Origin of the sequence: Streptomyces sp. NPDC092952 (genome assembly GCF_044754785.1) — a bacterium.
Lineage (GTDB): Bacteria > Actinomycetota > Actinomycetes > Streptomycetales > Streptomycetaceae > Streptomyces.
This window is the reverse complement of record NZ_JBIVPT010000008.1, coordinates 149,121-174,293: the sequence shown is the minus strand read 5'-3', so window position 1 is coordinate 174,293 and position 25,173 is coordinate 149,121. Positions and strand designations below refer to the sequence as shown.

20 protein-coding genes and 1 pseudogene are annotated in these 25,173 nt (G+C 71.5%); 13 read left to right on the top strand and 8 right to left on the bottom strand.

The window, feature by feature from the left end:
- Window positions 1-117 precede the first annotated feature (117 nt).
- The 3 genes from ACIQGQ_RS21130 (at window position 118) to ACIQGQ_RS21120 (ending at window position 3,583) form a co-directional block, all read left to right on the top strand.
- Entirely contained in the window at window positions 118-1,557 is a 1,440-nt protein-coding gene (locus ACIQGQ_RS21130; protein WP_402398107.1) for a gamma-aminobutyraldehyde dehydrogenase, read from the top strand.
- 208 nt (window positions 1,558-1,765) lie between these two features.
- Window positions 1,766-2,929 carry a spermidine/putrescine ABC transporter substrate-binding protein gene (locus ACIQGQ_RS21125; RefSeq protein ID WP_402398305.1) on the top strand — a complete coding sequence of 388 codons (1,164 nt, stop codon included), beginning with the start codon at window positions 1,766-1,768 and terminating at the stop codon, window positions 2,927-2,929.
- A 99-nt stretch (window positions 2,930-3,028) separates the two neighbouring features.
- A complete protein-coding gene (locus ACIQGQ_RS21120) occupies window positions 3,029-3,583 on the top strand; it encodes a hypothetical protein (RefSeq protein ID WP_402398105.1) in 555 nt (184 codons plus the stop codon).
- 42 nt (window positions 3,584-3,625) lie between these two features.
- Here ACIQGQ_RS21120 and ACIQGQ_RS21115 read toward each other — a convergent pair whose 3' ends face one another.
- The 5 genes and pseudogenes from ACIQGQ_RS21115 to ACIQGQ_RS21095 all read right to left on the bottom strand — a co-directional run bounded on the left by ACIQGQ_RS21115 (window position 3,626) and on the right by ACIQGQ_RS21095 (window position 8,652).
- Window positions 3,626-4,819, bottom strand: coding sequence for a serine hydrolase domain-containing protein (locus ACIQGQ_RS21115; protein ID WP_402398103.1), 1,194 nt, complete (start codon window positions 4,817-4,819; stop codon window positions 3,626-3,628).
- A gap of 73 nt (window positions 4,820-4,892) precedes the next feature.
- Window positions 4,893-5,632: pseudogene (locus ACIQGQ_RS21110) on the bottom strand (response regulator).
- On the bottom strand, window positions 5,629-6,858 hold the full coding sequence (locus ACIQGQ_RS21105; protein ID WP_402398101.1) for a sensor histidine kinase: 1,230 nt from the start codon (window positions 6,856-6,858) through the stop codon (window positions 5,629-5,631). Before ACIQGQ_RS21105 ends, ACIQGQ_RS21110 begins: the two are co-directional and overlap by 4 nt.
- Complete coding sequence (locus tag ACIQGQ_RS21100) at window positions 6,855-7,559, bottom strand: glycerophosphodiester phosphodiesterase (RefSeq protein ID WP_402398099.1); 705 nt, start codon at window positions 7,557-7,559, stop codon at window positions 6,855-6,857. Before ACIQGQ_RS21100 ends, ACIQGQ_RS21105 begins: the two co-directional genes overlap by 4 nt.
- Before the next feature lie 64 nt (window positions 7,560-7,623).
- The gene (locus tag ACIQGQ_RS21095) at window positions 7,624-8,652 is read right to left on the bottom strand and encodes an adenosine deaminase (RefSeq protein ID WP_402398097.1); all 1,029 of its coding nucleotides are present in this window, start codon (window positions 8,650-8,652) and stop codon (window positions 7,624-7,626) included.
- 131 nt (window positions 8,653-8,783) lie between these two features.
- On the opposite strand from ACIQGQ_RS21095, the gene ACIQGQ_RS21090 reads away from it, so the two are divergent.
- Window positions 8,784-9,491, top strand: coding sequence for a DUF4190 domain-containing protein (locus ACIQGQ_RS21090; protein WP_402398095.1), 708 nt, complete (start codon window positions 8,784-8,786; stop codon window positions 9,489-9,491).
- An 82-nt stretch (window positions 9,492-9,573) separates the two neighbouring features.
- Here ACIQGQ_RS21090 and ACIQGQ_RS21085 read toward each other — a convergent pair whose 3' ends face one another.
- Window positions 9,574-10,116: an NADAR family protein gene (locus ACIQGQ_RS21085; protein ID WP_402398304.1), complete on the bottom strand. Its 543-nt coding sequence runs from the start codon at window positions 10,114-10,116 to the stop codon at window positions 9,574-9,576.
- 215 nt (window positions 10,117-10,331) lie between these two features.
- On the opposite strand from ACIQGQ_RS21085, the gene ACIQGQ_RS21080 reads away from it, so the two are divergent.
- The 8 genes from ACIQGQ_RS21080 (at window position 10,332) to ACIQGQ_RS21045 (ending at window position 20,248) form a co-directional block, all read left to right on the top strand.
- Window positions 10,332-11,846 carry a gamma-aminobutyraldehyde dehydrogenase gene (locus ACIQGQ_RS21080; protein WP_402398093.1) on the top strand — a complete coding sequence of 505 codons (1,515 nt, stop codon included), beginning with the start codon at window positions 10,332-10,334 and terminating at the stop codon, window positions 11,844-11,846.
- A gap of 41 nt (window positions 11,847-11,887) precedes the next feature.
- Entirely contained in the window at window positions 11,888-13,138 is a 1,251-nt protein-coding gene (locus ACIQGQ_RS21075; protein ID WP_402398091.1) for a PotD/PotF family extracellular solute-binding protein, read from the top strand.
- 142 nt (window positions 13,139-13,280) lie between these two features.
- Window positions 13,281-14,429 (top strand): ABC transporter ATP-binding protein, encoded by a 1,149-nt coding sequence (locus tag ACIQGQ_RS21070; RefSeq protein WP_402398089.1) that lies wholly within the window; start codon window positions 13,281-13,283, stop codon window positions 14,427-14,429.
- On the top strand, window positions 14,426-15,352 hold the full coding sequence (locus ACIQGQ_RS21065; RefSeq protein WP_402398087.1) for an ABC transporter permease: 927 nt from the start codon (window positions 14,426-14,428) through the stop codon (window positions 15,350-15,352). The genes ACIQGQ_RS21070 and ACIQGQ_RS21065 overlap by 4 nt, the downstream gene beginning before the upstream one ends.
- On the top strand, window positions 15,352-16,152 hold the full coding sequence (locus ACIQGQ_RS21060; protein ID WP_402398085.1) for an ABC transporter permease: 801 nt from the start codon (window positions 15,352-15,354) through the stop codon (window positions 16,150-16,152). The genes ACIQGQ_RS21065 and ACIQGQ_RS21060 overlap by 1 nt, the downstream gene beginning before the upstream one ends.
- Before the next feature lie 24 nt (window positions 16,153-16,176).
- Window positions 16,177-17,592 (top strand): NAD(P)/FAD-dependent oxidoreductase, encoded by a 1,416-nt coding sequence (locus ACIQGQ_RS21055; protein WP_385212062.1) that lies wholly within the window; start codon window positions 16,177-16,179, stop codon window positions 17,590-17,592.
- 230 nt (window positions 17,593-17,822) lie between these two features.
- Entirely contained in the window at window positions 17,823-18,284 is a 462-nt protein-coding gene (locus tag ACIQGQ_RS21050) for a hypothetical protein (protein WP_402398082.1), read from the top strand.
- Window positions 18,285-18,421: 137 nt separating this feature from the next.
- Window positions 18,422-20,248, top strand: a complete 1,827-nt coding sequence (locus ACIQGQ_RS21045) for a chitinase (RefSeq protein ID WP_402398080.1) — start codon at window positions 18,422-18,424, stop codon at window positions 20,246-20,248.
- Here the strand turns inward: ACIQGQ_RS21045 and ACIQGQ_RS21040 are convergent.
- Window positions 20,233-20,889 carry a phosphatase PAP2 family protein gene (locus tag ACIQGQ_RS21040; protein WP_402398078.1) on the bottom strand — a complete coding sequence of 219 codons (657 nt, stop codon included), beginning with the start codon at window positions 20,887-20,889 and terminating at the stop codon, window positions 20,233-20,235. The two genes, ACIQGQ_RS21045 and ACIQGQ_RS21040, sit on opposite strands and share 16 nt — an antisense overlap.
- 293 nt (window positions 20,890-21,182) lie before the next feature.
- On the bottom strand, window positions 21,183-22,523 hold the full coding sequence (gene gabT, locus ACIQGQ_RS21035; RefSeq protein ID WP_366295955.1) for a 4-aminobutyrate--2-oxoglutarate transaminase: 1,341 nt from the start codon (window positions 22,521-22,523) through the stop codon (window positions 21,183-21,185).
- A 262-nt stretch (window positions 22,524-22,785) separates the two neighbouring features.
- Here gabT and ACIQGQ_RS21030 point away from each other — a divergent pair, with 262 nt between their 5' ends.
- Window positions 22,786-25,131 (top strand): ATP/GTP-binding protein, encoded by a 2,346-nt coding sequence (locus ACIQGQ_RS21030; RefSeq protein WP_402398076.1) that lies wholly within the window; start codon window positions 22,786-22,788, stop codon window positions 25,129-25,131.
- Window positions 25,132-25,173 lie beyond the last annotated feature (42 nt).

Below are 25,173 nucleotides of genomic sequence, written 5' to 3'. Positions count from 1 at the left end.
TTTGAGGGTCTCGATCTCACTGAATCCGAAGTTCACGGCGGGTGGGCATGTCGAAAGCGACACCCGAACCACTACGCTGGGGATCTCACCCATTGACGTGTGACAGGAGGGGTGGTTGTGACCACCGAGGTGCGCCGTCTGCGCAACTACATCAACGGAGAGTTCCGGGACGCCGCTGACGGGCGGACCATCGACGTGGTCAACCCGGTGACGGAAGAGGTCTACGCGACCTCGCCGCTCTCCGGCCAGGCCGATGTCGACGCCGCGATGGAAGCCGCCGCGGCCGCGTTCCCCGCCTGGCGCGACGCCACGCCCGCCGAGCGCCAGAAGGCCCTGCTGAAGATCGCGGACGCCTTCGAGGAGCGCGCCGAGGACCTGATCGCCGCCGAGTCGGAGAACACCGGCAAGCCGATCGAGCTCACCCGGGTCGAAGAGGTCCCCCCGATGGTGGACCAGATCCGTTTCTTCGCGGGCGCCGCCCGGCTCCTGGAGGGCCGCTCGGCCGGTGAGTACATGGAGGGCCTGACCTCCATCGTCCGCCGCGAGCCGGTCGGCGTCTGCGCGCAGGTCGCGCCGTGGAACTACCCGATGATGATGGCCGTCTGGAAGTTCGCCCCGGCGCTCGCCGCGGGCAACACCGTCGTCATCAAGCCGTCCGACACCACCCCGGCGTCGACGGTGCTGATCGCCGAGATCATCGGCCAGATCCTGCCCAAGGGCGTCTTCAACGTCATCTGCGGCGACCGGGACACCGGCCGCGCGATGGTCGAGCACCGGACCCCGGCGATGGCCTCCATCACCGGCTCGGTACGGGCCGGCATGCAGGTCGCCGAGTCCGCCGCCAAGGACGTCAAGCGCGTCCACCTGGAGCTCGGCGGCAAGGCCCCGGTCGTCGTCTTCGAGGACGCCGACATCGCCACGGCCGTCGAGGGCATCGCCGGCGCGGGCTACTTCAACGCCGGCCAGGACTGCACCGCCGCGACCCGCGTCCTGGTCCACGAGTCCATCCACGACGAGTTCGTCGCCGAGCTCGCCAAGGCCGCCGCCGACACCAGGACCGGTCTGCCGGACGACGCGGACGTGGCGTACGGGCCGCTCAACAACGCCAACCAGCTGAAGCAGGTCAGCGGCTTCATCGAGCGTCTGCCCGCGCACGCCAAGGTCGAGGCGGGCGGCCACCGCGTCGGCGAGAAGGGCTACTTCTACGCCGCGACGGTCGTCTCCGGCCTCAAGCAGGACGACGAGATCATCCAGAACGAGGTCTTCGGCCCGGTCATCACCGTCCAGAAGTTCACGGACGAGGCCCAGGCCCTGGAGTACGCCAACGGCGTCGAGTACGCCCTGGCCTCCTCGGTGTGGACCAAGGACCACGCCCGCGCCATGCGCATGTCCAAGAACCTCGACTTCGGCTGTGTGTGGATCAACACCCACATCCCGCTCGTCGCCGAGATGCCGCACGGCGGCTTCAAGAAGTCCGGCTACGGCAAGGACCTCTCCGCCTACGGCTTCGAGGACTACACCCGCATCAAGCACGTCATGACCTCCCTCGACGGCTGACGAGCGGACACGGCCGGCGAACAGCCGGCCGGCGGGTCACGGCCCCGGGCGCACGCCCGGGGCCGTGACCGTTCCCGGGCACCGGCGGCGGACCGGACGGATCGACAGGGTGTGCGGCCGGTGCCGCCGCCGCTGGACGGTTGGTCCATTGCCCGTCCGGCGGCCCGACCGGCATCCTTCGCTGGTGCGAGCAATCCCGAAGAACCCCATGTCCCGCCGCTCCCTGCTGCGCGCCCTCGGAGCCACGGCGGCCGGTACCGCGCTGGCCGGGTGCGGTGTGCCCGCCGCTTACGTGGCGCCCGGTGACCGCGCCGGGCGCGACACCTCGGCGAGCGACCACAGCCTGCACTTCGCGAACTGGCCGCTCTACATCGACACCGACGACGAGAACACGTCGAAGCGGCCCACTCTCGACGCCTTCTCCAAGCGGACCGGGATCTCCGTCACGTACACGGAGGAGATCAACGACAACGACGAGTTCTTCGGGAAGATCAGCCCGGCGCTGATGAACCACCAGCAGACCGGCCGCGACCTCATCGTGATCAGCGACTGGATGTCCGCCCGGTTCGTCCGGCTGGGCTGGGTGCAGGAGATGGACCGGGCGAAGCAGCCGAACGTCGCCAAGTACCTCGACCCGCAGCTGCGGTCGCCCGCCTTCGACAAGGGCCGCCTGTACAGCGTCCCCTGGCAGTCCGGGATCACCGGCATCGCGTACAACCGCAAGAAGCTCGGCCGCGAGATCAAGCACCTGAGCGACCTGTGGGCGGACGACCTGCGCGGCAAGGTGACGCTCATGTCCGGGCTCGACGAGTCCATCGCCCTGCTGATGCAGGGCAACGGCGTCGACGTCACCCGCTGGCAGCGGGACGACTTCTTCCTGGTGTGCGAACAGATCGAGAAGCTGGTGAAGAAGCGGCACATCCGCCGCTTCACCGGCAACGACTACATCAAGGACCTGTCCACCGGCGACGTCCTGGCCTGCCAGGCCTACTCCGGCGACGTCATCCAGCTCCAGGCCGACAACCCGGAGATCGAGTTCGTGGTGCCCGAGGAGGGCGGCGAACTCTGGGCGGAGTCGATGATGATTCCCAACCTCGCCCGCCACAAGCGCAACGCGGAGCAGATCATCGACTACTACTACGAGCCGGAGGTCGCCGCCGAGCTGGCGACCTGGGTCAACTACGTCTGCCCGGTGCCCGCCGCCCGCGAGGTGCTCGCCTCCGCCAAGGACAAGGAGACCGCCGAGCTCGCCGAGGACCCGCTGATCTTCCCCGACGACGACATGCGCAAGCGGCTCGCCATCGCCCGCGACGTCACCTCCGAGGAGCGCACCGAGTTCGCGAAGAAGTGGAACGGCATCGTCGGTCTCTGAGCGGCGGGGCCGGGCCGGGAGACGCGCCCCCAAGGAGCGTCCCGGGCCGGGCAGGGGGCGGCCCCGGAGGGCCCTGAACACGGGCGTACGCTGCGGGACATGAGCGAGCGAAGAGCCTTGCTGAGGCGCATACGCGTGTGGTTGGCCGTCTTTGTCGTCTGTCTCGTACTGAGCGGGGTGACCGCCTTTCCGCTCGTGCACGAACTCCATTGGGCCGAGGACCTGTTGAGGTCCTCGGCCTCTCCCGTCCCGGAGCACTTCCCGGCACTGATGGAGTGGATCACCAAGGTCCGCACCGGGCTCGACGAGGCCGACGCGAAGTACCCCTTCGTGCTGTACGGCACCGACTGGCTGGCCTTCGCGCATCTCGTCATCGCGGTCGCCTTCTACGGGCCCTACCGCGACCCGGTCCGCAACATCTGGGTCATCGAGTTCGGCATGATCGCCTGCGCCGGGATCATCCCGCTCGCGCTGATCTGCGGCCCCATCCGCTCCATTCCCTTCTGGTGGTCCGTCATCGACATGTCGTTCGGCGTCTTCGGAGTGATCCCGCTGCTCGTCGTGCGCCGCATGATCAAGCGGCTGGAGTCGCTGGAGCGGACCCCGCTCCCCGGTCCGGCCGCGCCGACGGCACCGGCCGCCCCGGCCGGCTGACCCGTCGGGCCCCGGGCCCCGGTCGGCCGACGGGCCCGGGGTTCAGCCGGCCGACGGGGCGCCGAAGGCGGCGACCACGATGCCCAGCGCCGTCGGGTTCATCTCCTCACCCTTCGCGTCCGTGGAGTTGACGCTGTAGACGAGCGTCCGGGAGAGGTCGCGGGTGGCCGCGACCACCGTGTTGTACCCCCAGCGGCCACCCGTCTTGCCCCAGACGTCACGCCCGCCCAGCCGCATCACCGACAGACCCGCGCTGTACGCGGCGGGTTTGCCCGTTCCGTACTCGCGGACCGCGTCACCGGGCAGCGTGAACATCGCCTCGAGCAGCGGACCGCGCACCACCCGGCCACCGAACAGCGCCCGGGTGAAGCGCTCCAGGTCCGCGGTGGTCGATATCAGATCGCCCGCCGCCCACGCCTCCGTCGCCCCCCACACCGTCACATCGCGTAGATCGCCCGCGCCGAAGATCTGGTACCCGTGGTTGTGCGGACCCCGGATCGCCGGGTCGGCCCCCGGGAAGTAGGTGTCCCTCAGGCGGAGCGGCTCAAGAATGCGGCGGGAGACCTGCGCGGCGTACGCCGTGCCCGTGACCCGCTCGATCAGCAGCCCCGCCACGGTGTAGCCGATGTTGTCGTAGTGCTGCTGGGTGCCGGGCGCGAAGTCCGGCTCGCGCGAGGTGGCCTCCCGCACGGTCCGCACCGGATCGTGCCGGTCGAAGCGGTGCGCGTACCAGTCCTCCAGGGTGCCCCCGTCCCCCACGGACGGGATGCCGCTCGTGTGGTCCAGGAGCTGGCGCACCGTCACCGTCCCGTACGCCGCCGGGATCAGGTCCGGCAGATAGCGCCGCACCGGGGCGTCCAGCCCGATCCGGCCCTCCCCGGCCAGCTGCAGCACCACCGCGGCGGTGAAGACCTTGGTCACCGATCCGGCCCGGAAGCGCCCGCCCGGGTCCGCCGGCCGCCCGGAGGCCAGATCGTGGACACCCGCGCTGCCCCGCCAGGAGCCCTCGGTGCCCGAGACGCGGACCAGCGCGGCGGTCGCGTCGTCCCTCGGCAGCCCGGCGAGCGCGGACCGCAGCGCCCCGGCGTCCGGGGCCTGCCCGGTGACCGCCCGCTGCGCGGCGCCTCCCGCGGCGGACGGGGCGCCGGACGCCGCCAGGGCCGGGGCGGCGGGGCCCGCCGCGATACCGAGAACCAGCGCTGCCGCGACGGCGGTGCGGGACATGCGTACGTTCATCTCCGGTGCCTCCTGGGCGTGGAACCCCAACTGCTGTCGGATTCCATCCTGTTGAAGGCGGCCTCCGGGCGGATCACCCGGCCGGGGGGTCATGGGAGGGAGATGCCCTCGCTCGCGCGGGGGAGGGGAGCGCCACGTCTCCCTCCCCCGGGGGACTCACCCCGCCGAGGGAGTCACCAGACCGCACTCGTACGCGCAGATCACCGCCTGGACACGGTCGCGCAGCCCCAGCTTCGACAGCACATTGCCGACATGGGTCTTCACCGTGTGCTCGCTGACCACCAGCGCCGCCGCGATCTCCGCGTTCGACAGCCCACGGGCCAGGTGCAGCAGCGTCTCGCGCTCCCGGCCGGTCAGCGCCTCCAGCCGGGCCGAGGGCGCCGAGGCCGCCGGCCGCGCCGTGTACTCGGCGATCAGCCGCCGCGCCACCGACGGCGCGAGCAGCGACTCCCCGGCCGCCACCACCCGTACCGCGTGCACCAGGTCGTCCCGGCGGACGTCCTTGAGCAGGAAGCCGCTCGCGCCCGCGCGCAGCGCCTCGAAGACGTAGTCGTCGGAGTCGAAGGTGGTCAGCATCACCGTCCGGCAGTCGGTCCCGGCGCTGAGGGCACGGCAGGCCTCGATGCCGTCCGTGCCGGGCATCCGGATGTCGAGCAGCGCCACGTCGGGCGCCAGCCGCCGTACCGCCGCCACCGCCGCGTCCCCGTCGCCGGCCTCGGCCACCACCTCGATGTCCGGCTGCGCGTCCAGGATCATCGCGAAGCCGCTGCGTACCAGCTCCTGGTCGTCGGCCACCACCACACGGATCGTCACCGTGCCTCTCCCCCCACTCGTTCGCTCCCGGCACCGGTGCCGGTACCTGTTCTCGGGACGGTCCACGGAATCGTCACCCGCAGCCGGAACCCCCGCCCGTCCGGGCCGGGGCCGGTGGCGGCCGTGCCGCCGTGCGCGGTGGCCCGCTCCCGGACGCCGACCAGCCCGAGCCCGGCTCCGGGGCCGTCGCCGGGGCCCCGTCCGTCGTCGGTGACGGTGAGGACCAGCGCCTCGGTTCCGTGGTCCAGCAGGATGTGGACCGCGTCCGCGTCCGCGTGCTTGACCACGTTGGTCAGGGCCTCCTGCACGATCCGGTAGACGGTGGCGCCGACCGCCGGGCCGGGCTCCCGGAGACCGCCCGTCACTTGGTACGAGACGGCGAGGCCGCTGTCGCGCACCCGCTCCACCAGTCCGGGCAGCGCCGCCGTCCCGGGCTGCGGCGCGCGCGGCGCGTCCGGCGAGGCATCCGGCTCCCGCAGCAGACCGAGCATCCGGCGCAGCTGGACCATCGCGTCCCGGCCCGTCTCCGAGATCGCCTCGAAGGCCGCCTCGGCGCGCTCGGGCGCCGTACGCACCGCCACCGGACCCGCCTCCGCCTGCACGATCATCAGGCTCACCGCATGGGACAGGATGTCGTGCATCTCCCGGGCGATCCGGGCCCGTTCGCGGGTCACGGCCCGCTCGGCCTCGATCCGGCGCGTCAGCTCCAGCTGCCGGGCCCGGTCCTCCACCGCGCGCAGATACGCCTTGCGCACCACCGTCAGCCGTCCGAAGACGTAGGTCGCCGCGAACACGAACAGCGAGAAGAGCAGCTCCCGCAGGTCCTGGCCGTCCAGCCCCACCGAGACCAGCACCGCCACCGCCGTCAGCACCATCACCCCGATCCGCTTCGGCGGCGGGGACAGCTCGGCCACGGTGTAGACGGCCACGATCCCGGTGTACGGGAGCGGCTGGCCCGGCCCGTCCAGCACCGAGTTGTACAGCGCGCCGGTCGCCAGCACCGCGAGCAGCACCAGGACCGGCGCCCGCCGGCGCAGGAGCAGCGGCACCACCGTCAGCGTGGTCAGCCCGTACGCCGTCCAGGTCGCGGGCGGCAGGTCCGGGGCGCGCGGCACCACGAACGGCATCGTCATGACCGCCTGCACGAGCAGGACGACGAGCAGGTCGACGGTGCGGGGACCGGGGCCCCTGGCGGTGTGCGGTCGCGGGGGAACGTCCTCGGTCATATCGCCGCGTCCCCCGCCGGGCCGCCGAGGACTCCGCGCAGGACGTCGACCCGGTTGGTGGTGACCGAGTCGACACCGTGCCGGACCAGACGGCGCATGGTCCGCCGGGTGTCGGCCGTCCAGACGGAGACCAGCAGCCCGTCCCGGTGCGCCCGGTCCGTCAGGTCCCGGTCCACCAGCCCGAACCGGTAGTTCAGCCAGCGCGGCCGCACCGTGTCGAGCAGCACGGCGCGCGGTGGCGCTGCCCTCGCCCAGGTCAGCGCGATCTCGGCCCGCGGATCGGCGGCCCGTACCCGGAGCATCGCGGCGGGGCCGGCGCAGTAGTAGACCCGCTCACCGGCCCCGGACTCCCGGACCGCGCCGACGACCGCCGGTACCGAGGCGTCGGTGGCGCCCGGCAGGTCGATCATGAGCCGGTGCGCCCCCGCGATGTCCAGCGCCTCGCGCAGCGTGGGCACACCGCCCCCGGTCAGTCCGGCGAGCTCCTGGCGGGTCAGCCGGTCGAGCCGGACACCGTGTCCCCACAGCCGCTTCAGCGTGGCGTCGTGCAGCAGGACGGGCACGCCGTCGCGGGTGACCCGTACGTCGATCTCGACCGCGTCCGCACCCCGGCCGAGCGCGGAACGGATCGAGGCGAGGGTGTTCTCCCGGACCCGGTAGGGATCGCCGCGGTGGGCCACGGCGGTGACAGTGGTGACCATGAGGTCATTGTGACCGCCCGGCCCCCGACTGCCCCGCCCGCGACCACCCCGGCCCGTTCGGCGTTCAGCCCCGCCGCAGCCAGTCCGCCGTGTACGTGTCGATCTCGGCGGCCAGCGCCCGCTTGCCAGCCGGGTCCAGGTAGGAGGCCTCGACCGCGTTCTTCGCCAGCTCCGCGAGGCCGCGCTCGTCCAGCGCGAGCAGCCGGGCCGCGACCGCGTACTCGTTGTTGAGGTCGGTGCCGAACATCGGCGGGTCGTCGCTGTTGATCGTGACAAGCACACCCGCGTCCACCATCGCGCGCACCGGGTGCTGCTCGATGTCCGGCACCGCGCGGGTCGCGACGTTCGACGTCGGGCAGACCTCCAGCGGGATGCGGTGCTCGGCGAGATGGGCCAGCAGCTTCGGGTCCTGGACGGAGCTGGTGCCGTGGCCGATGCGCTCGGCGCGCAGATGGGTCAGGGCGTCCCAGACGGTCTGCGGCCCGGTGGTCTCCCCGGCGTGCGGCACGGAGTGCAGGCCCGCGGCGATCGCCCGGTCGAAGTAGGGCTTGAACTGCGGCCGGTCCACGCCGATCTCCGGACCGCCGAGCCCGAACGAGACCAGCCCCTCGGGCCGCAGGTCCACGGCGAGCCGGGCGGTCTCCTCCGCGGCCTCGTGCCCGGCCTCGCCCGGAATGTCGAAGCACCAGCGCAGCACCACCCCGAGCTCGGCCTCGGCGGCCGTGCGGGCGTCCTCTATCGCCTCCATGAACGCCCGCTCGGGGATGCCGCGCCGGGTCGAGGAGTACGGCGTCACCGTCAGCTCCGCGTAGCGGATGTTCTGCCGCGCCATGTCACGGGCGACCTCGAAGGTCAGCAGCCGGACGTCCTCCGGCGTGCGGATCAGGTCCACGACGGAGAGGTACACCTCGATGAAGTGCGCGAAGTCCGTGAACGTGAAGTAGTCGGCGAGCGCCTCGGGGTCCGTGGGGACCTTGGAGTCGGCGTGGCGGGCGGCCAGTTCGGCGACGATACGGGGGGAGGCGGACCCGACATGGTGGACATGCAGCTCGGCCTTGGGCAGTCCCGCGATGAAGGGACGGAGATCGGACATCGGGCGCTCCGGGGCGTGGACGGCTCGGCTGCCGGGCTCGGTCGGCCGGGCAGGGGACGGGGATCATCGTAGGCCGCGTCGGTCCACGGGATCCGGGGCCGTAGCATGACGGGACACGATGGGGGAGGCACATGTCAGACAGCACAGAGCGGCCCGAGGGCGGGGGCGCGTCGGGCGACCCGTGGGCCCCGCCGGAGAACAGAGCCCCGCTGCCGGAGGACAAGGTGCGGCTGGAGAAGCCGGCCGCCGCGCACCAGCAGCCCGCGGCAGGGGACGGGGAGAGCCCCGCACCGGCCGACACACCGCCGGCGCCGGAATTCGGCGCACCGGCGCCGACGGCCCCGCAGCCCGCAGCCGGTGACGTACCGCCGCCGCCGGTCGGACCGAACGGGCCGGGCCAGCAGATGCCGCCGTCCGCCGGACCGTACGGCTATCCCGCCCCGCAGCCCGCGCCGTACGGCGGCTACCCCTCCTACCCCGGCTACGGCCAGACGGCCTGGGGCGTCGCGCCGCCCTCCAACGGCCTGGGCACCGCGGCCATGGTGCTGGGCATCCTGGCGGTCTGCCTGTTCTGCGTCTACGGAATTCCCAGCCTGATCCTGGGCACGCTCGCCCTGATCTTCGGCATCCTGGGGCGCAAGCGGGCGCAGCGCGGTGAGGCGACCAACAGCGGCCAGGCGCTCACCGGGATCATCCTGGGCTCCGTCGGCATCGCCCTCGGCGTGGCGATCATCAGCTTCTTCGTCTGGTTCATCGCCGCGAACATCGACGAGTACGAAGACGACAGCACGTACAACGACGACCCGTTCGCCACCTCCCTGGTCGTCGACGCCCGCTAGGCACCGCACCGCACCGCCCGCCCACGGCCCGGCGGGGACCGGAACCACGGTCCCGCCGGGCCGTCGGCATGTCCGGCCCCGCTCAGGCGGCCGCGCGCAGCTCCGCCCGCGCGTCCATCAGCGCGAAGCCCAGCAGGTTCAGCCCCCGCCAGGCCGCCGGGCGCGCCGCCCGCGGATCGTCCGCCGCCAGCCCGATGCCCCAGACCCGGTCCATCGGGCTCGCCTCGACCAGCACCCGCTCCCCGGTGTTCACCAGGAACTCCCGCAGCTCCGGATGGGCCCGGAACTTGTGCACACTGCCGGCCGTCACCAGGGCGAACCGCTCACGCTCCCATATCGCCTCGTCGAAACCGCGCACCAGCCGGCCCACTTTCTTGGCCTCCGCCGGACTTTTCGCCGCCACCGCGGCCGCCTCCGATTCCGCGTCGCCGAACAGGCGGGCCTTGGCGGCCATCATCCAGTGCTCGGACGAGGCGTACCGCACGGTGCCGACCGTGAAGGGCGAGGGCCACCACTGGCTCAGACAGCTCGCTCCGACGCGCCCGTCGGGCCGGGGGCGGTGCCCCCAGAAGTGCAGGTACTTCACCTTCTCGCCACGAGCGGTCCGGGCGAGAAGATCGACCATGTGTTCCATGGCATGCGATTCTGGCATCCGCCACTGACACTCCGTACGGGTAATTCCGCGCCGACGCGACACATGGTCAATAGATTCCGTCGCGTAACCAAAAGGCAACAACGGAATCACTTGTTGGGGTTACTCCCCTCTGTCAGGATCGGCACTCAAATCGAGCAGAAGCTACGCCGCCCCCGAATGAGGGGTCCGCGGCGGAGGAGAACGTCATGGGCAACGGCATCCAGGTGCGGGACCGCTTCGCGGACGGCGCACAGTACATCGGCGGAAAGCTGCGGTCCGGAACCTCGGGGCACCACCACGACGTGGTGGACCCGGCGACGGGCGAGACCGTCTACACCTACGAGCTGGCCGGTACGGCCGACGTGGACGCCGCCGTGGCGGCCGCGAAGGAGGCGTTCCCCGGCTGGTCGGGCGCGACGCCCGCCGAGCGGGCCGAGGCGATGCACCGCTTCGCCGCCGTCCTCGCCGAGCAGGCCGAGGACTTCGCACGGGTGGAGTCCCTCCAGTGCGGCAAGCCGATCAAGCTCTCCACCGAGTTCGACGTGCCCGGCACCATCGACAACACCTCCTTCTTCGCCGGGGCCGCCCGCCACCTGGAGGGCAAGTCGGCCGGTGAGTACGACGGCGACCACACCTCCTACGTGCGCCGCGAGGCGATCGGTGTCGTCGGCTCGATCGCGCCCTGGAACTACCCCCTCCAGATGGCCGCCTGGAAGATCCTCCCGGCCGTCGCCGCGGGCAACACCATCGTGCTGAAGCCCGCCGAGATCACCCCGCTGACCTCGCTGATGTTCGCCCAGGCGGCCACCGAGGCGGGCATCCCCGACGGCGTGATCAACATCGTCACCGGCGCGGGCAAGGTGGCCGGTGAGCACCTGGTCGGCCACCCGGACGTGGTCATGACCTCCTTCACCGGCTCCACCGCCGTCGGCAAGCGGGTCGCGGAGATCGCCACCGCCACCGTCAAGCGCCTCCACCTGGAGCTCGGCGGCAAGGCCCCCTTCGTGGTCTTCGACGACGCCGACCTCGAAGCCGCGGTCCACGGCGCCGTCGCCGGCGCGCTCATCAACACCGGCCAGGACTGCACCGCCGCCACCCGCGCCTACGTCCAGCGCCCGCTGTACGACGCCTTCGTGCAGGGCGTCGCGGAGCTCATGGAGACCGTCCGGCTCGGCGCCCCCTCCGACCCGTCGACCGATCTCGGCCCGCTGATCAGCCACGCCCAGCGGGACCGGGTCGCCGGATTCGTCGAGCGCGCCCGCGCCTACGCCACCGTCGTCACCGGCGGCGAGGCCCCCGGCGGCGAGCTGGCGGCGGGCGCCTACTACCGGCCGACGCTGGTCGCCGGGGCCGCCCAGGACAGCGAGATCGTCCAGTCCGAGATCTTCGGCCCGGTCCTGGTCGTGCTGCCCTTCGACACCGACGACGAGGGCCTCCGGCTCGCCAACGACACCCCGTACGGCCTCGCCGCCTCGGCCTGGACCCGCGACCTGTACCGCGCCAACCGCGCCACCCGCGAGATCAAGGCCGGCTGCGTCTGGGTCAACGACCACATCCCGATCATCAGCGAGATGCCGCACGGCGGATACAAGGCCAGCGGCTTCGGCAAGGACATGTCGGCGTACTCCTTCGAGGAGTACACGCAGGTCAAGCACGTCATGTACGACAACACCGCGGTCGCTCGCAAGGACTGGCACCGCACGATCTTCGGGGACCGATAATCCGGCCGACCCCGGCCTTCACACCCGAAAGGGAAACGCGCATGGAGCAGTACGAGCCGGAGCGGCTCTCCGCGGCCCAGATCGCCGCGATGCGACGCAGTCTCACCAGCGGCCGGGGCGCCCTGACCCGCCGATCGCTCCTCCGCGCCTCCGGCATGGGGGCGCTGGCGATCGGCGGGCTGGGCACACTGAGCGCCTGCGGCATTCCGCCCGCCCAGCGGGAGGGCGACGCCGCCGCGGCCTCCGACGACCACTCGGCCGAGGAGAAGCAGGTCAACTTCTCCAACTGGACCGAGTACATGGACATCGGCGAGGACAAGAAGAGCCGGCCGACCCTGGAGGCGTTCACCAAGCGCACCGGGATCAGCGTCAAGTACACCGAGGACATCAACGACAACGTCGAGTTCTTCGGCAAGATCAAGCCGCAGATGGCGGCGGGCCAGGACACCGGCCGCGACCTGATCATCGTCACCGACTGGCTGGCCGCCCGCATCATCCGGCTCGGCTGGGCCCAGCGGCTCGACGCCTCGAACCTGCCGCACGCCTTCGCCAACCTCTCGGCCCAGTTCCGTACCCCGGACTGGGATCCGGGCCGCGCCTACTCGTACCCCTGGACCGGCATCCCCACCGTCATCGCCTACAACTCCAGGGCGACCGGCGGCCGCAAGGTCGACTCCGTCACCCAGCTCCTGGACGACCCCGCGCTCAAGGGGCGGGTCAGCTTCCTCTCCGAGATGCGCGACACCATCGGCATGACCCTGCTCGACCTGGGCAAGGACCCGGCCTCCTTCACCGACGCCGACTACGACGCCGCGATCAACCGGCTCCAGAAGGGCGTCGACAAGAAGCAGATACGCCGCTTCACCGGCAACGACTACACCGCCGACCTCGACAAGGGCGACATCGCCGCCTGCGTCGCCTGGGCCGGCGACATCATCCAGCTCCAGGCCGGGAACCCGGACATCAAGTACGCCATCCCGGCCGCCGGATACATCACTTCCAGCGACAACATGCTGGTCCCGGCCAAGGCACGGCACAAGACCAACGCCGAGAAGCTCATGGACTACTACTACGAGCCGCCGGTCGCCGCCCGCCTCGCCGCCTTCATCAACTTCGTCTGCCCGGTCGACGGCGTCCGCGAGGAGCTCGCCCGGATCGACGAGAAGATGGCCGCCAACACCCTGATCCTCCCGGACAGGGAGATGGCCTCCCGGTCGCACTCCTTCCGCTCCCTGAGCACCAAGGAAGAGACGGCGTACGAGGAGAAGTTCGCCAAGCTCATCGGCGCCTGACCGCACGGCCCGACCCGGCCCGCTCTCTCCTCACCCCCGCACACCGATCCCCGGGATCTCCTTCCGCACCCTTGATCCTCGCGATCTCCCGATCCCCCGATCTTCCCCAGATCCCCCTCTGACACCACTGGGACCGCGCTCCATGACACAGCAGCAGACCGGCGGCGACGTCCGCCTCACCGGGATCAGCAAGACCTACGGCTCCTTCAACGCCGTCCAACCGCTCGACCTGACCGTTCCGCAGGGTTCCTTCTTCGCCCTGCTCGGCGCGTCCGGCTGCGGCAAGACCACCACCCTGCGGATGATCGCCGGCCTGGAGGAGGCCACCACCGGCACGGTCTTCCTCGGCGACAGGGACATCACCGCCCTCCCGCCGTACAAACGGCCGGTGAATACGGTCTTCCAGAGCTACGCGCTCTTCCCGCACCTCGACATCGCGGAGAACGTCGCCTTCGGTCTGCGCCGGCGCGGCATCAAGTCGGTGAAGAAGCAGGTCGACGACATGCTGGACCTCGTCCAGCTCGGCGACTTCGCCAAGCGCAAGCCGCACCAGCTCTCCGGTGGCCAGCAGCAGCGCGTCGCCGTCGCCCGCGCCCTGATCAACCACCCCCAGGTCCTGCTGCTCGACGAACCGCTCGGCGCCCTCGACCTCAAGCTGCGCCGCCAGATGCAGCTGGAGCTCAAGCGCATCCAGACCGAGGTCGGCATCACCTTCATCCACGTCACCCACGACCAGGAGGAGGCCATGACCATGGCCGACACGGTCGCGGTGATGAACGGCGGCCGGGTCGAGCAGCTCGGCGCCCCCGCCGACCTGTACGAGAACCCGCGGACGACCTTCGTCGCCAACTTCCTCGGCACCTCCAACCTCATCGAGGCCGAGATCGTCTCCACCGGTGACGATCTGGTCGTCGCCGCGGGCGGTGGGAAGCTGCGGCTGCCCGCCGGGCGGTGTACGGCCCCGGTCAAGGACGGCGGCAAGCTGCTCGTCGGCATCCGCCCCGAGAAGATCTCGCTGATCCGCGCCGAGGACGCCGACACCGTCGCCGACGGCCGCAACCGGGTCACCGGCCGGATCGTCGACACCAGCTTCATCGGGGTGTCCACCCAGTACGTGGTGGAGAGCCCGGCCGGCAAGGCGCTCCAGGTCTACGAGCAGAACATCGAGCGCGACTCCCGGCTCGCGCCCGGCGCCGAGGTCGTGCTGCACTGGAACCCCGCGCACACCTTCGGACTGGACGCGGCCCAGGACATCGACGCCGGTGTGGAGACGGTGGAGGACGCGGCGTGACCGTCACCCAGGAGGCGCCACCGGCGCCCGTCACCGAACCGGAGATACGCAAGCCCTCCACCCGCAAGCGGCTCGTCCCCTACTGGCTGCTGCTCCCGGGCATTCTGTGGCTCGTCGTCTTCTTCGCGCTCCCGCTGGTCTACCAGGCCTCGACCTCCGTCCAGACCGGATCCCTGGAGAAGGGCTTCGAGGTCACCTGGCACTTCCAGACCTACTGGGACGCGCTCACCGAGTACTACCCGCAGTTCCTGCGCTCCCTGATGTACGCCGGCACCGCCACCCTGCTGTGCCTGCTGCTCGGCTACCCGCTCGCCTACCTCATCGCGTTCAAGGCGGGCCGCTGGCGCAACGTCCTGCTGGTCCTGGTCATCGCGCCGTTCTTCACCAGCTTCCTGATCCGCACGCTCGCCTGGAAGACGATCCTCGCGGACGGCGGCGCGGTCGTGGACGTACTGAACACGCTGCACGTCCTGGACGTGACCAGCTGGCTCGGCTGGACCGAGTCCAACCGCGTGCTGGCCACCCCGATGGCGGTGGTCTGCGGCCTCACGTACAACTTCCTGCCGTTCATGATCCTGCCGCTCTACACCTCGCTGGAGCGGATCGACGGCAGGCTGCACGAGGCGGCCGGCGACCTGTACGCCACCCCCGCCACCACCTTCCGCAAGGTGACCTTCCCGCTCTCCATGCCGGGCGTCGTCTCCGGAACCCTGCTCACCTTCATCCCGGCCAGCGGTGACTACGTCAACGCGGAACTGCTGGGATCCACCGACACGAAGATGGTCGGCAGCGTCATCCAGACCCAGTTCCTGCGGGTCCTGGACTACCCGACGGCGGCCGCGCTCTCCTTCATCCTCATGGCGGCCGTCCTGATCATGGTCACCGTCTACATCCGCCGCTCCGGGACGGAGGACCTGGTCTGATGCCCGTACTGCGCTGGATTCGCCGGAACCTGATCGTCCTCGCGGGTCTGCTGACCCTCGCGTACATGATCCTTCCGAACGTCGTCGTCATGGTGTTCTCGTTCAACAAGCCGAACGGGCGCTTCAACTACGCCTGGCAGCGGTTCTCGCTGGACGCCTGGAAGGACCCCTGCGGCGTCGCCGACATGTGCGGCTCGCTCTCGCTCTCCCTCCAGATCGCGCTCTGGGCCACCATCGGCGCGACCGTGCTCGGCACGATGATCTCGTTCGCGCTGGTCCGCTACCGCTTCCGGGCGCGCGGCGCGATCAACTCGCTGATCTTCCTGCCGATGGCGATGCCCGAGGTCGTCATGGCCGCCTCGCTGCTCACGCTCTTCCTCAACATGGGCGCGCAGCTGGGCTTCTGGACGATCCTCATCGCGCACATCATGTTCTGCCTCAGCTTCGTCGTGACGGCGGTGAAGGCACGCGTGATGTCGATGGACCCGAGGCTGGAGGAGGCCGCCCGCGACCTGTACGCCGGCCCCGTGCAGACCTTCCTGCGGGTGACCCTGCCGATCGCCGCCCCCGGAATCGCGGCGGGAGCGCTGCTGGCCTTCGCGCTCTCCTTCGACGATTTCATCATCACCAATTTCAACGCGGGCTCCACCGTGACCTTCCCCATGTTCGTCTGGGGTTCGGCACAGCGCGGCACGCCCGTGCAGATCAACGTCATCGGTACGGCGATGTTCATCATCGCGGTGCTGGTGGTTGTCGTCGGTCAGCTCATCGCCAACCGGCGCAAGAACAGCACACGCTAGAAAGCTCTGAAGGAGTTGGAAACCATGGCCCCAGCTGCCATGCGTATCGCCGCACAATCGCTCTCCGACGCGAAGCCCGTGTCGTTCTGGCTGGACGACCCCGGCAAGCCCGAGGCGCTGCCCGCGCTCACCGGGGACGAGCACTGCGACCTGCTGGTCGTGGGCGGCGGCTACAGCGGTCTGTGGACCGCGCTGATCGCCAAGGAGCGCGAGCCGGAGCGGGACGTCGTCCTGATCGAGGGGCACGAGGTGGGCTGGGCCGCCTCGGGCCGCAACGGCGGCTTCTGCGCCGCCTCCCTCACCCACGGCCTGCCCAACGGTGTGGAGCGCTGGCCGGACGAGATCCACAAGCTGGAGGAGCTCGGCGAGCGCAACCTCGACGCCATCGAGGACGCCGTCGCCCGCTACGGCATCGACTGCGAGTTCGAGCGCACCGGTGAGATCGACGTCGCCACCGAGCCCTACCAGCTCGAAGAGCTCCACGAGTGGCACGAGGAGATGACGAAGCTCGGTTTCACCGGGACCGACTTCCTCGACGGCGACGCGCTGCGCGCCGAGGTCGACTCGCCGACCTTCCTGGGCGGCCTCTGGGACCGGCGGGGCGTGGCCATGCTCCACCCCGCCAAGCTGGCCTGGGGCCTGAAGCAGGCCTGCCTCGACCTGGGCGTACGGATCTACGAGCACACCCGGGGCCTCGAACTCGCCCGTTCCTCGCGGGGGATGGCCGTCCGCACCCCGTACGGGCGGATCTTCGCCCGCCGGGTCGCGCTCGGCACGAACGTCTTCCCGTCGCTGGTCAAGCGGGTCCGCCCGTTCACCGTGCCGGTCTACGACTACGCGCTGATGACCGAGCCGCTCACCGCCGACCAGCTCGCCTCCATCGGCTGGAAGAACCGGCAGGGCCTGGGCGACAGCGCCAACCAGTTCCACTACTTCCGGCTGTCGGCCGACAACCGGATCCTGTGGGGCGGGTACGACGCGATCTACCCGTACGGCGGCCGGGTGAGTGCCGAACTCGACCAGCGGCCGGAGACCTTCCTCAAGCTCGCGGCGCAGTTCTTCGACTGCTTCCCGCAGCTTGCCGGAGTCCGTTTCAGCCACGCCTGGGGCGGGGCGATCGACACCTGTTCGCGTTTTTCCGCGTTCTTCGGAACCGCCCATCAGGGGCAGGTCTCCTATGCCGCCGGATTCACCGGCCTGGGCGTCGGTTCCACGCGATTCGGGGCCGAGGTGATGCTCGACCTGCTGGCGGGCGAGCAGAACGAGCGGACCACGCTGGAAATGGTCCGCACCAAGCCCATGCCGTTCCCGCCCGAGCCGTTCGCCTGGGCCGGGATCGAGCTGACCAGGAAGTCCCTGGCCAGGGCCGACAACAACCAGGGCCGTCGCAACCTCTGGCTGAAGACGATGGACCGGCTGGGACTCGGCTTCGACAGCTGACCCCGGGAATCACCGGCTGACCCCGGAATCACCTTCTGAATAACCCTCCGGGGTGTCCGAAAAAGGACCCTCGGGGCCCCTGGCCCGGCCGCCCGCAGGCGGCCGGGCCGCTTTTTCTGAATTTCTTTCCCGAAGCCGCGTCATAGCCCGGCGACTCCGCTCTCTCACTCGTGTGTACGCGCCGGTAACCAAGGCCGGCGGGCACGGGAACACGGAAAAGGAGACAGGCCATGACCGGCACGGGGGTCAAAGCGGCAGTCGAGTGGCTCGTATCGGTGGCGCCGGACCCGGACGCCTGCCGGTGGGTCTGGGAGCGCGACCCCCGGGGAGTCGCCCTCCTGCCCGCCGGGAAACGCTGGGACGTGCTGATCCTCCCGGGGCGGCTGGGCCACCCCACCCTCGACGTCCTGACCCGGCTGATCGACCGGCCCGGCCCGGTGCTCGCCGGGTTCGGCGACACCCGGATGGGCTTCTTCGTCGCGCCGGGCACCGCCGGCCGCTGGGTCGGCACCGGGGTGCGGGGCGCGGGGCGGGGCACCTGGATCGTCGTACCCCACCCGGGCCGTCCCGCCCGGGGCGGGGTGCGCTGGCTGATCCCGCCGGACGGCTCGGGAACCCTCACCGACGCGGCGCTGCTGGAGCTCGCGATGCACGAGGCGGCGGCCGGACCGGCCGGACGCGACGGCCGCTGAGGGCCGTTGGAGGCCGCTGGGGAGGCGCACGGGGCCGACCGGCCGGAAGGCCCTGTGCTGTCAGAGGTCTTGACAACCTGATTGGTCTGGACCATGTTGTGGCCGCCGCACTCGATTCCCCATGCACGGAGGCCGTTGTGGAACGTACGGGACCCCCCGCCCGCCTGACCGGTGTCGTGGCCGCCTTCTCGGCCGCGCTGCTCGCCGCCGGCGGGCTGACCGCCCTCGCCCCGTCCGCCGCCGCGGCCGACGCCGAACTGGCCCGCAACGGCGGCTTCGAGGCGGGACTGGACGGCTGGAGCTGCACCGCGGGCAGCGGAGCCGTCGTCAGCACCCCCGCACACGGCGGAACTTCGGCGCTGAAGGCCACCCCGGCCGGCGCCGACAACGCCAAGTGCTCCCAGACGGTGAACGTCCAGCCCGACTCCACGTACACGCTGAGCGCCTGGGTGCAGGGCTCGTACGTCTACCTCGGGGCGGAGTCCACCGGCACCACCGACGTCTCCACCTGGACCTCGTCCTCGTCCGACTGGAAGCAGCTCACCACCACGTTCAAGACCGGACCGGCCACCAAGCAGGTCACCGTCTACACCCACGGCTGGTTCGGCACCCCCGCCTACTACGCCGACGACCTCTCCCTGACCGGCCCCGGCGGCGCCCCGGTCGAGCTCCCGGCCGTCCCCACCGGGCTGAAGGCGGGGACCGCCACCGCCTCCACCGTCGACCTCTCCTGGACCGGCTCCCCGGGCGCCACCGGCTACAACGTCTACCGGGGCGGCACGAAGGTCCTCTCCGCCACCGGCACCTCCGCCACCGTGACCGGCCTCACCGCCTCGACCGCGTACAGCTTCCAGGTCGCCGCGGTCAACGCGGCGGGCGAGTCCGCGAAGTCGGCCGCCGTCCAGGCCACCACCACGGCGGGCGGAGGCGGCGGGGGCGACGGCAAGCTGCCCGCCCACGCGCTCGTCGGCTATCTGCACTCCAGCTTCGCCAACGGCTCCGGCTACACCCGGATGGCCGACGTGCCCGACTCCTGGGACGTGATCGACCTCGCCTTCGGCGAACCGACCTCGGTCACCTCCGGCGACATCCGCTTCTCCCTCTGCCCGGTCGCCGAGTGCCCGAACGTCGAGTCGGAGGCCGACTTCAAGGCCGCCATCAAGGCCAAGCAGGCCAAGGGCAAGAAGGTGCTCATCTCCATCGGCGGCCAGAACGGCCAGGTGCAGCTCACCACCACCGCCGCCCGGGACACCTTCGTCTCCTCGGTCAGCAGGATCATCGACGAGTACGGGCTGGACGGCCTCGACATCGACTTCGAGGGCCACTCCCTCTCGCTGAACACCGGGGACACCGACTTCCGGAACCCGACCACCCCGGTCGTCGTCAACCTGATCTCCGCGGTGAAGACCCTCAAGGCCAAGTACGGCGACAAGTTCGTCCTGACGATGGCCCCGGAGACCTTCTTCGTCCAGCTCGGCTACCAGTACTACGGCTCGGGCCCCTGGGGCGGCCAGGACCCGCGGGCCGGCGCCTACCTCCCCGTCATCCACGCGCTGCGCGACGACCTCACCCTGCTGCACGTCCAGGACTACAACTCCGGCTCCATCATGGGCCTGGACAACCAGTACCACTCGATGGGCGGTGCCGACTTCCACATCGCCATGACCGACATGCTGCTCACCGGCTTCCCGGTGGCGGGCGACCAGACCAAGGTCTTCCCGCCGCTCCGCCCCGAGCAGGTCGCCATCGGGCTGCCGGCCTCCACCCAGGCGGGCAACGGCCACACCTCGCCCGCCGAGGTCACCAAGGCGCTCAACTGCCTCACCAAGAAGACCGACTGCGGTTCCTACGCCACCCACGGCACCTGGCCCGCCCTGCGCGGACTGATGACCTGGTCGATCAACTGGGACCGGTTCAACAACGGGGAGTTCTCGAAGAACTTCGACGCCTACTTCGGGCGCTGACGACTCCGTACCCCACCGGGACGCAGCGGCAGCAGTACCGCCCCGAACAGGAGCCAGCTGCCCAGCACGTCCAGCGGCCAGTGGTAGCCGCGCAGCACCAGACCGATGCCCGTCGCCGTGGCCAGCAAGGCAGCGGCGACGGGCATCATCCACGACCACCACCGCCCCGGGCGCGCCGCCAGCAGCGCCGCCGCCCCGTACGCCACCAGGGCCGTCGCCGCGTGACCGGACGGGTAGTGGCCGGTGGCCTCCGTCAGCGGCCCCGGGCGGGCGGTCCACGCCTTCAGCGGTACGACGAGCAGGGGCACGGCGGCCATCGCGAGCGCCGCGTACAGCGCCCGGCGGCGTGCGCCGCGCACCAGGGCGAGGACGATCGCGCAGCCCAGCACCGGGAGCGCCACCTGCGTGTTGCCGAGATCGGCGAGGAGTTCGGTGAGCCCGGCCGGGCCGTGCCCCACGACGGCGCGGCCGACCCGCTCGTCGAGCCGGCGCAGCGGGCCGTCGGCCGCGACCTGCCGGGTGACCAGAGCGAACAGGACGAGCGGGACCAGCGCCCACAGCGCCGGGGAACGCGAGAAAGCCGGCCGCCCGGGAACCGGGGGGGTGGTTCCGGGGCGGCCGGTCGGACCGGTTTGCCGCACGCCCCGGGGGGTCTGGGGCGAGCGGCCATCCGATCGGTGAGGAGTTCCGGAGCCGGAGGCTCCAGCGGTGTGCCCGAAGGCACGGCCGGAACGGCGCCGGGAAGGGCCCGAACCGGCATCGCCCGAAGTCCCCTGCGGGCGGGGTGTCTCTCTCATCTGCGGAAACCGTACGGCAGCGGCAGAGGGACCGACAGCGGGAAACGTATCCCGCCATCGGCCCCGCACACCTTCTTCACAGGCCCTCACGCGGGCCCCGCGAGCGCGTGTTCCGGGGGTGCCGGAGCTCGCACAGGTCAGATCGTGGCGAACGCCTGCTCGATGACGTCGAGCGCCTCGTTCAGCAGGTCCTCACCGATCACCAGCGGCGGCAGGAAGCGCAGGACGTTGCCGTACGTGCCGCAGGTCAGGACCAGGACACCCTCCGCGTGGCACGCCTTGGCGAGCTTGGCGGCGGCCTCCGGGTTCGGGTCCTTCGAGCCGGACTTGACCAGCTCGATCGCGATCATCGCGCCGCGGCCGCGGATGTCACCGATCACGTCGCCGTTGGGCAGCTTCGCCTGCATCTCGGCGAGGCGGCCCTTCATGACCTCCTCGATGCGCTTGGCCTTGCCGTTCAGGTCCAGCTCGCGCATCGTCTCGATGGCGCCGAGGGCACCGGCGCAGGCGACCGGGTTGCCGCCGTAGGTGCCGCCGAGGCCGCCGGAGTGGGCGGAGTCCATGATCTCGGCGCGGCCGGTCACGGCGGAGAGCGGGAGGCCGCCCGCGATGCCCTTGGCGGTGGTGATCAGGTCCGGGACGATGCCCTCGTCCTCGCAGGCGAACCACTGGCCGGTGCGGCAGAAGCCGGACTGGATCTCGTCCGCGACGAAGACGATGCCGTTGTCCTTGGCGAACTGCGCGATGGCCGGGAGGAAGCCCTTGGCCGGCTCGATGAAGCCGCCCTCGCCGAGCACCGGCTCGATGATGATCGCGGCGACGTTCTCGGCGCCGATCTGCTTGTTGATCTGCTCGATGGCCTGGGCGGACGCCTCGGCACCGGCGTTCTCGGCACCGGTCGGCCAGCGGTAGCCGTACGCCACCGGCACCCGGTAGACCTCGGGCGCGAACGGACCGAAGCCCTGCTTGTACGGCATGTTCTTGGCCGTCAGCGCCATGGTGAGGTTGGTGCGGCCGTGGTAGCCGTGGTCGAAGACGACGACCGCGGTGCGCTTGGTGTGGATGCGGGCGATCTTCACCGCGTTCTCGACGGCCTCGGCGCCCGAGTTGAACAGCGCGGACTTCTTCGGGTGGTCGCCCGGGGTCAGCTCGGCGAGCTGCTCGCAGACCTCGACGTAGCCCTCGTATGGCGTGACCATGAAGCAGGTGTGGGTGAAGTCGGCGAGCTGCGCGGAGGCGCGGCGCACCACGGCCTCGGCGGAGGCGCCGACCGAGGTCACGGCGATACCGGAGCCGAGGTCGATCAGGCGGTTGCCGTCCACGTCCTCGATGATCCCGCCACCGGCGCGGGCGGTGAACACCGGCAGGGTGGAGCCCACACCGGCGGCCACCGTGTTCAGCCGGCGGGCCTGAAGCTCCACCGACTTCGGGCCGGGGATGGCCGTGACGACGCGTCGCTCCTGCGGGATTTCGGTCATGTGGGGCTCCTGGGGGGATGTTTCGGACGCTTCCCCTGCAGGCTAGGGGCGGGGCCGGGGGTCCGGCATGTTCCGTTCGGGAGTGGTGGCCGGGCGCGGTTGTCCGTGGTGGACATGGCGGGTCGGTGCGCGGGGCCGGGACACCGGTGTGTCCGGACCGGGGAGCCTGCTGAACTCGCCTTGTCCGCGCACTAGATTGAGGGCTTCGGGCATCCGTGCCCGGCAACACGGTCGGCGCTGGTCAGGGGACGAGGGACAGCAGATGGACACCGAGGGCACGAACGACTCACGCTCCACCCGCTCGGGTCATCCGGTGCCGCGCCCGGCCCCGCCGGGAGCGCCGCCCAGGCCCGGGCACGCGCCCACCGCCGGCCCCCCGGTCGACACCTGGCTGCGGACCCGGCGCGCGGCGGCCGAGCCCGGCCTGTGGCGGCTCGGCCACGTACCCAGGCCCGAGGCCGACCCGGACCGGGTGCCCGACCGGGCCCTGATCGGCGGCGCGGTGGTGGCCCTGCTGGCCGCCCTGCTCGTCTGGTCGCTGTGGCGCAACGGCTACGTGCCCCACAGCCGCATCCTGCTGGAACTGGTCACCCCCTCCGACTGGTGGGGGCTCGAACGCCCGATGGCGGCCGTCACGGCCCTGTCCGCCTACAACAGCCTGTTCGCGGTCCTGGTGATCTGGGGCTTCGGCCGGATCGGCAACTGGACCGGGGTGTTCCGCCGCTACGCCGCCGACCACCCCATGCCGGGCCGGGCGGTGCGCACCGGGCTGGCCGCGGCCGTCCTGATCCTGTGCTTCGTGAACGCCGACGGACTGCTGCCCTTCGACGAGCTGGTCCTGGGGCTCACCCCCTACTCCTGGCTGTACCACGGCACCGCCCAGGAGGTCGCGGACCGGGTGGCGACCTTCACGGCCGTCTACCACCTGGTGGGCGCCGCCGTGATCCTGCTGCTGACCGGACGGGCCGGGAACTGGCTCGGTGCCGTCCGCGAACTGCGCGGCGGCCGCAGGAGCGTCCCGCAGCAGCAGAAGGCCCCCGCGGCGGACCCGGCCGACTGGCCGCGGCTGCGCGCGGCGGGCCAGCAGGGCGCCGCCGACCGGCTGGTCGCCGAACAGCGCACCGGGCGCATGAACGACGTCGACCTGGTGCGCATCCGGCGCGCCTGGAGCACCGTGGAGGCCGACTCCGCCCGGCTCGGCCCGTTCGTCGACTCCGTGCTCACCCGGGGCGCGGGGGCCTGCCCGCACCCCTCGGGCGCCCGGGACCTGCCGGCCCGCTCCGCCACCCACGACCTGCTCACCTCCCAGGTCCGGCTCGGCCGCTACCCGGACCACGACCGCAGCCCGGCCGCCCGGCGGGGCGCGGGCGCCGCCGTCGACCCGGCGGTGCTGGGCGCCTCCCTGCTGGCCGTCGGCCCCTTCGGCGCGGGCAAGACCCGGCACGTGGTGCGGCCCGTCGTGGAGTCGCTCGCCCTCCAGGCCCTCGCCGGGAAGGCCGCCGTCATCGCCGTCTGCGCGGCCGGCACCCCGCTCGGGGCCGACGGGAGCTACGACGTGGTCATCAGCCCGGGCGACCCGTCCTGCGCCCACGACCTGGACCTCTACAGCGGGACCGACGACGCCGACGAGGCCGCCGCCCTGCTCGCCGAGGCGCTCGCCGGGGACCTGCCCGACGTCGACCCTCGGCGGGCCGCCACCGCGCTCGCCCAGCTCCTCGGCCCGTACCGGGCGGCCCACGGCCACTTCCCCTCCGTCCAGGCGCTGCGCGAGCTCCTCGACAACGAGCCCGACGCCCTGGCCGGGCTCCGGGCCCGGCTCGACGCCGACGCGGACCGCTCCTACCTCCGCGAGCTCGACGGCCGGGCCCGCCAGGCGGCCACCCCCGGCGACCCGGGCGTCCGGCTCGCCGGCCGGCTCGCGGCCCTGGACCGGCCGGCCTTCGCCGGGTTCTTCGACCCCGGGGCCGCCGCCCGCCCCTTCTCGGCGCGCACCCTCGAACACCCGCTGCGGGTCCGCGTCGACCTCCCCGAACACGCCCACCCCGAGGCCGCCCGTCTGCTCACCCGACTGGTGCTCGCCCAGTTCACCGCCGGGGCGGCGGCCCGCACGGACCGCTCCCTGTTCGCCTTCCTCGCTCTGGACGACGCCACCCACACCATCACCGCCGAGTCCGTACGGGCCGTCCAGCGGCTGCGGAGCCGCAACGCCGGAGTGCTTCTCACCCTGCGCGGACTGGACGACGTCCCCGAGGCCCTGCACACGGCACTGCTCGGCTCGGTCGGCTGCCACATGGCCTTCTCCGGCGTCACCACCTGGGACGGGCGGCTCTTCGCGCAGGCCTGGGGCACCGAGTGGGTGGAGACCACGGAGGTCGCCAAGCACACGGTCTTCGCCGACCAGCCGCTCACCCGGGCCGTGCACGCCCTGCGCAAGCTCGTCACCGGCAAGGCGGTCACCACCGACGCGGTGACCGTGCGCCAGGTCGAGCGGGAGCGCTGGTCGGCCTCGGAGCTGGCCCGCCAGGTCCCGGCCGGGCACGCCGTGCTCTCCCTGACGACCGTGGAGGGGGAGCACGCGCCGCCGTTGCTGGTGGATCTGAACGGCTGACCGGGCGCCCCCGTTCGTGGTCGTGGAGAACCAGGCCAGCCT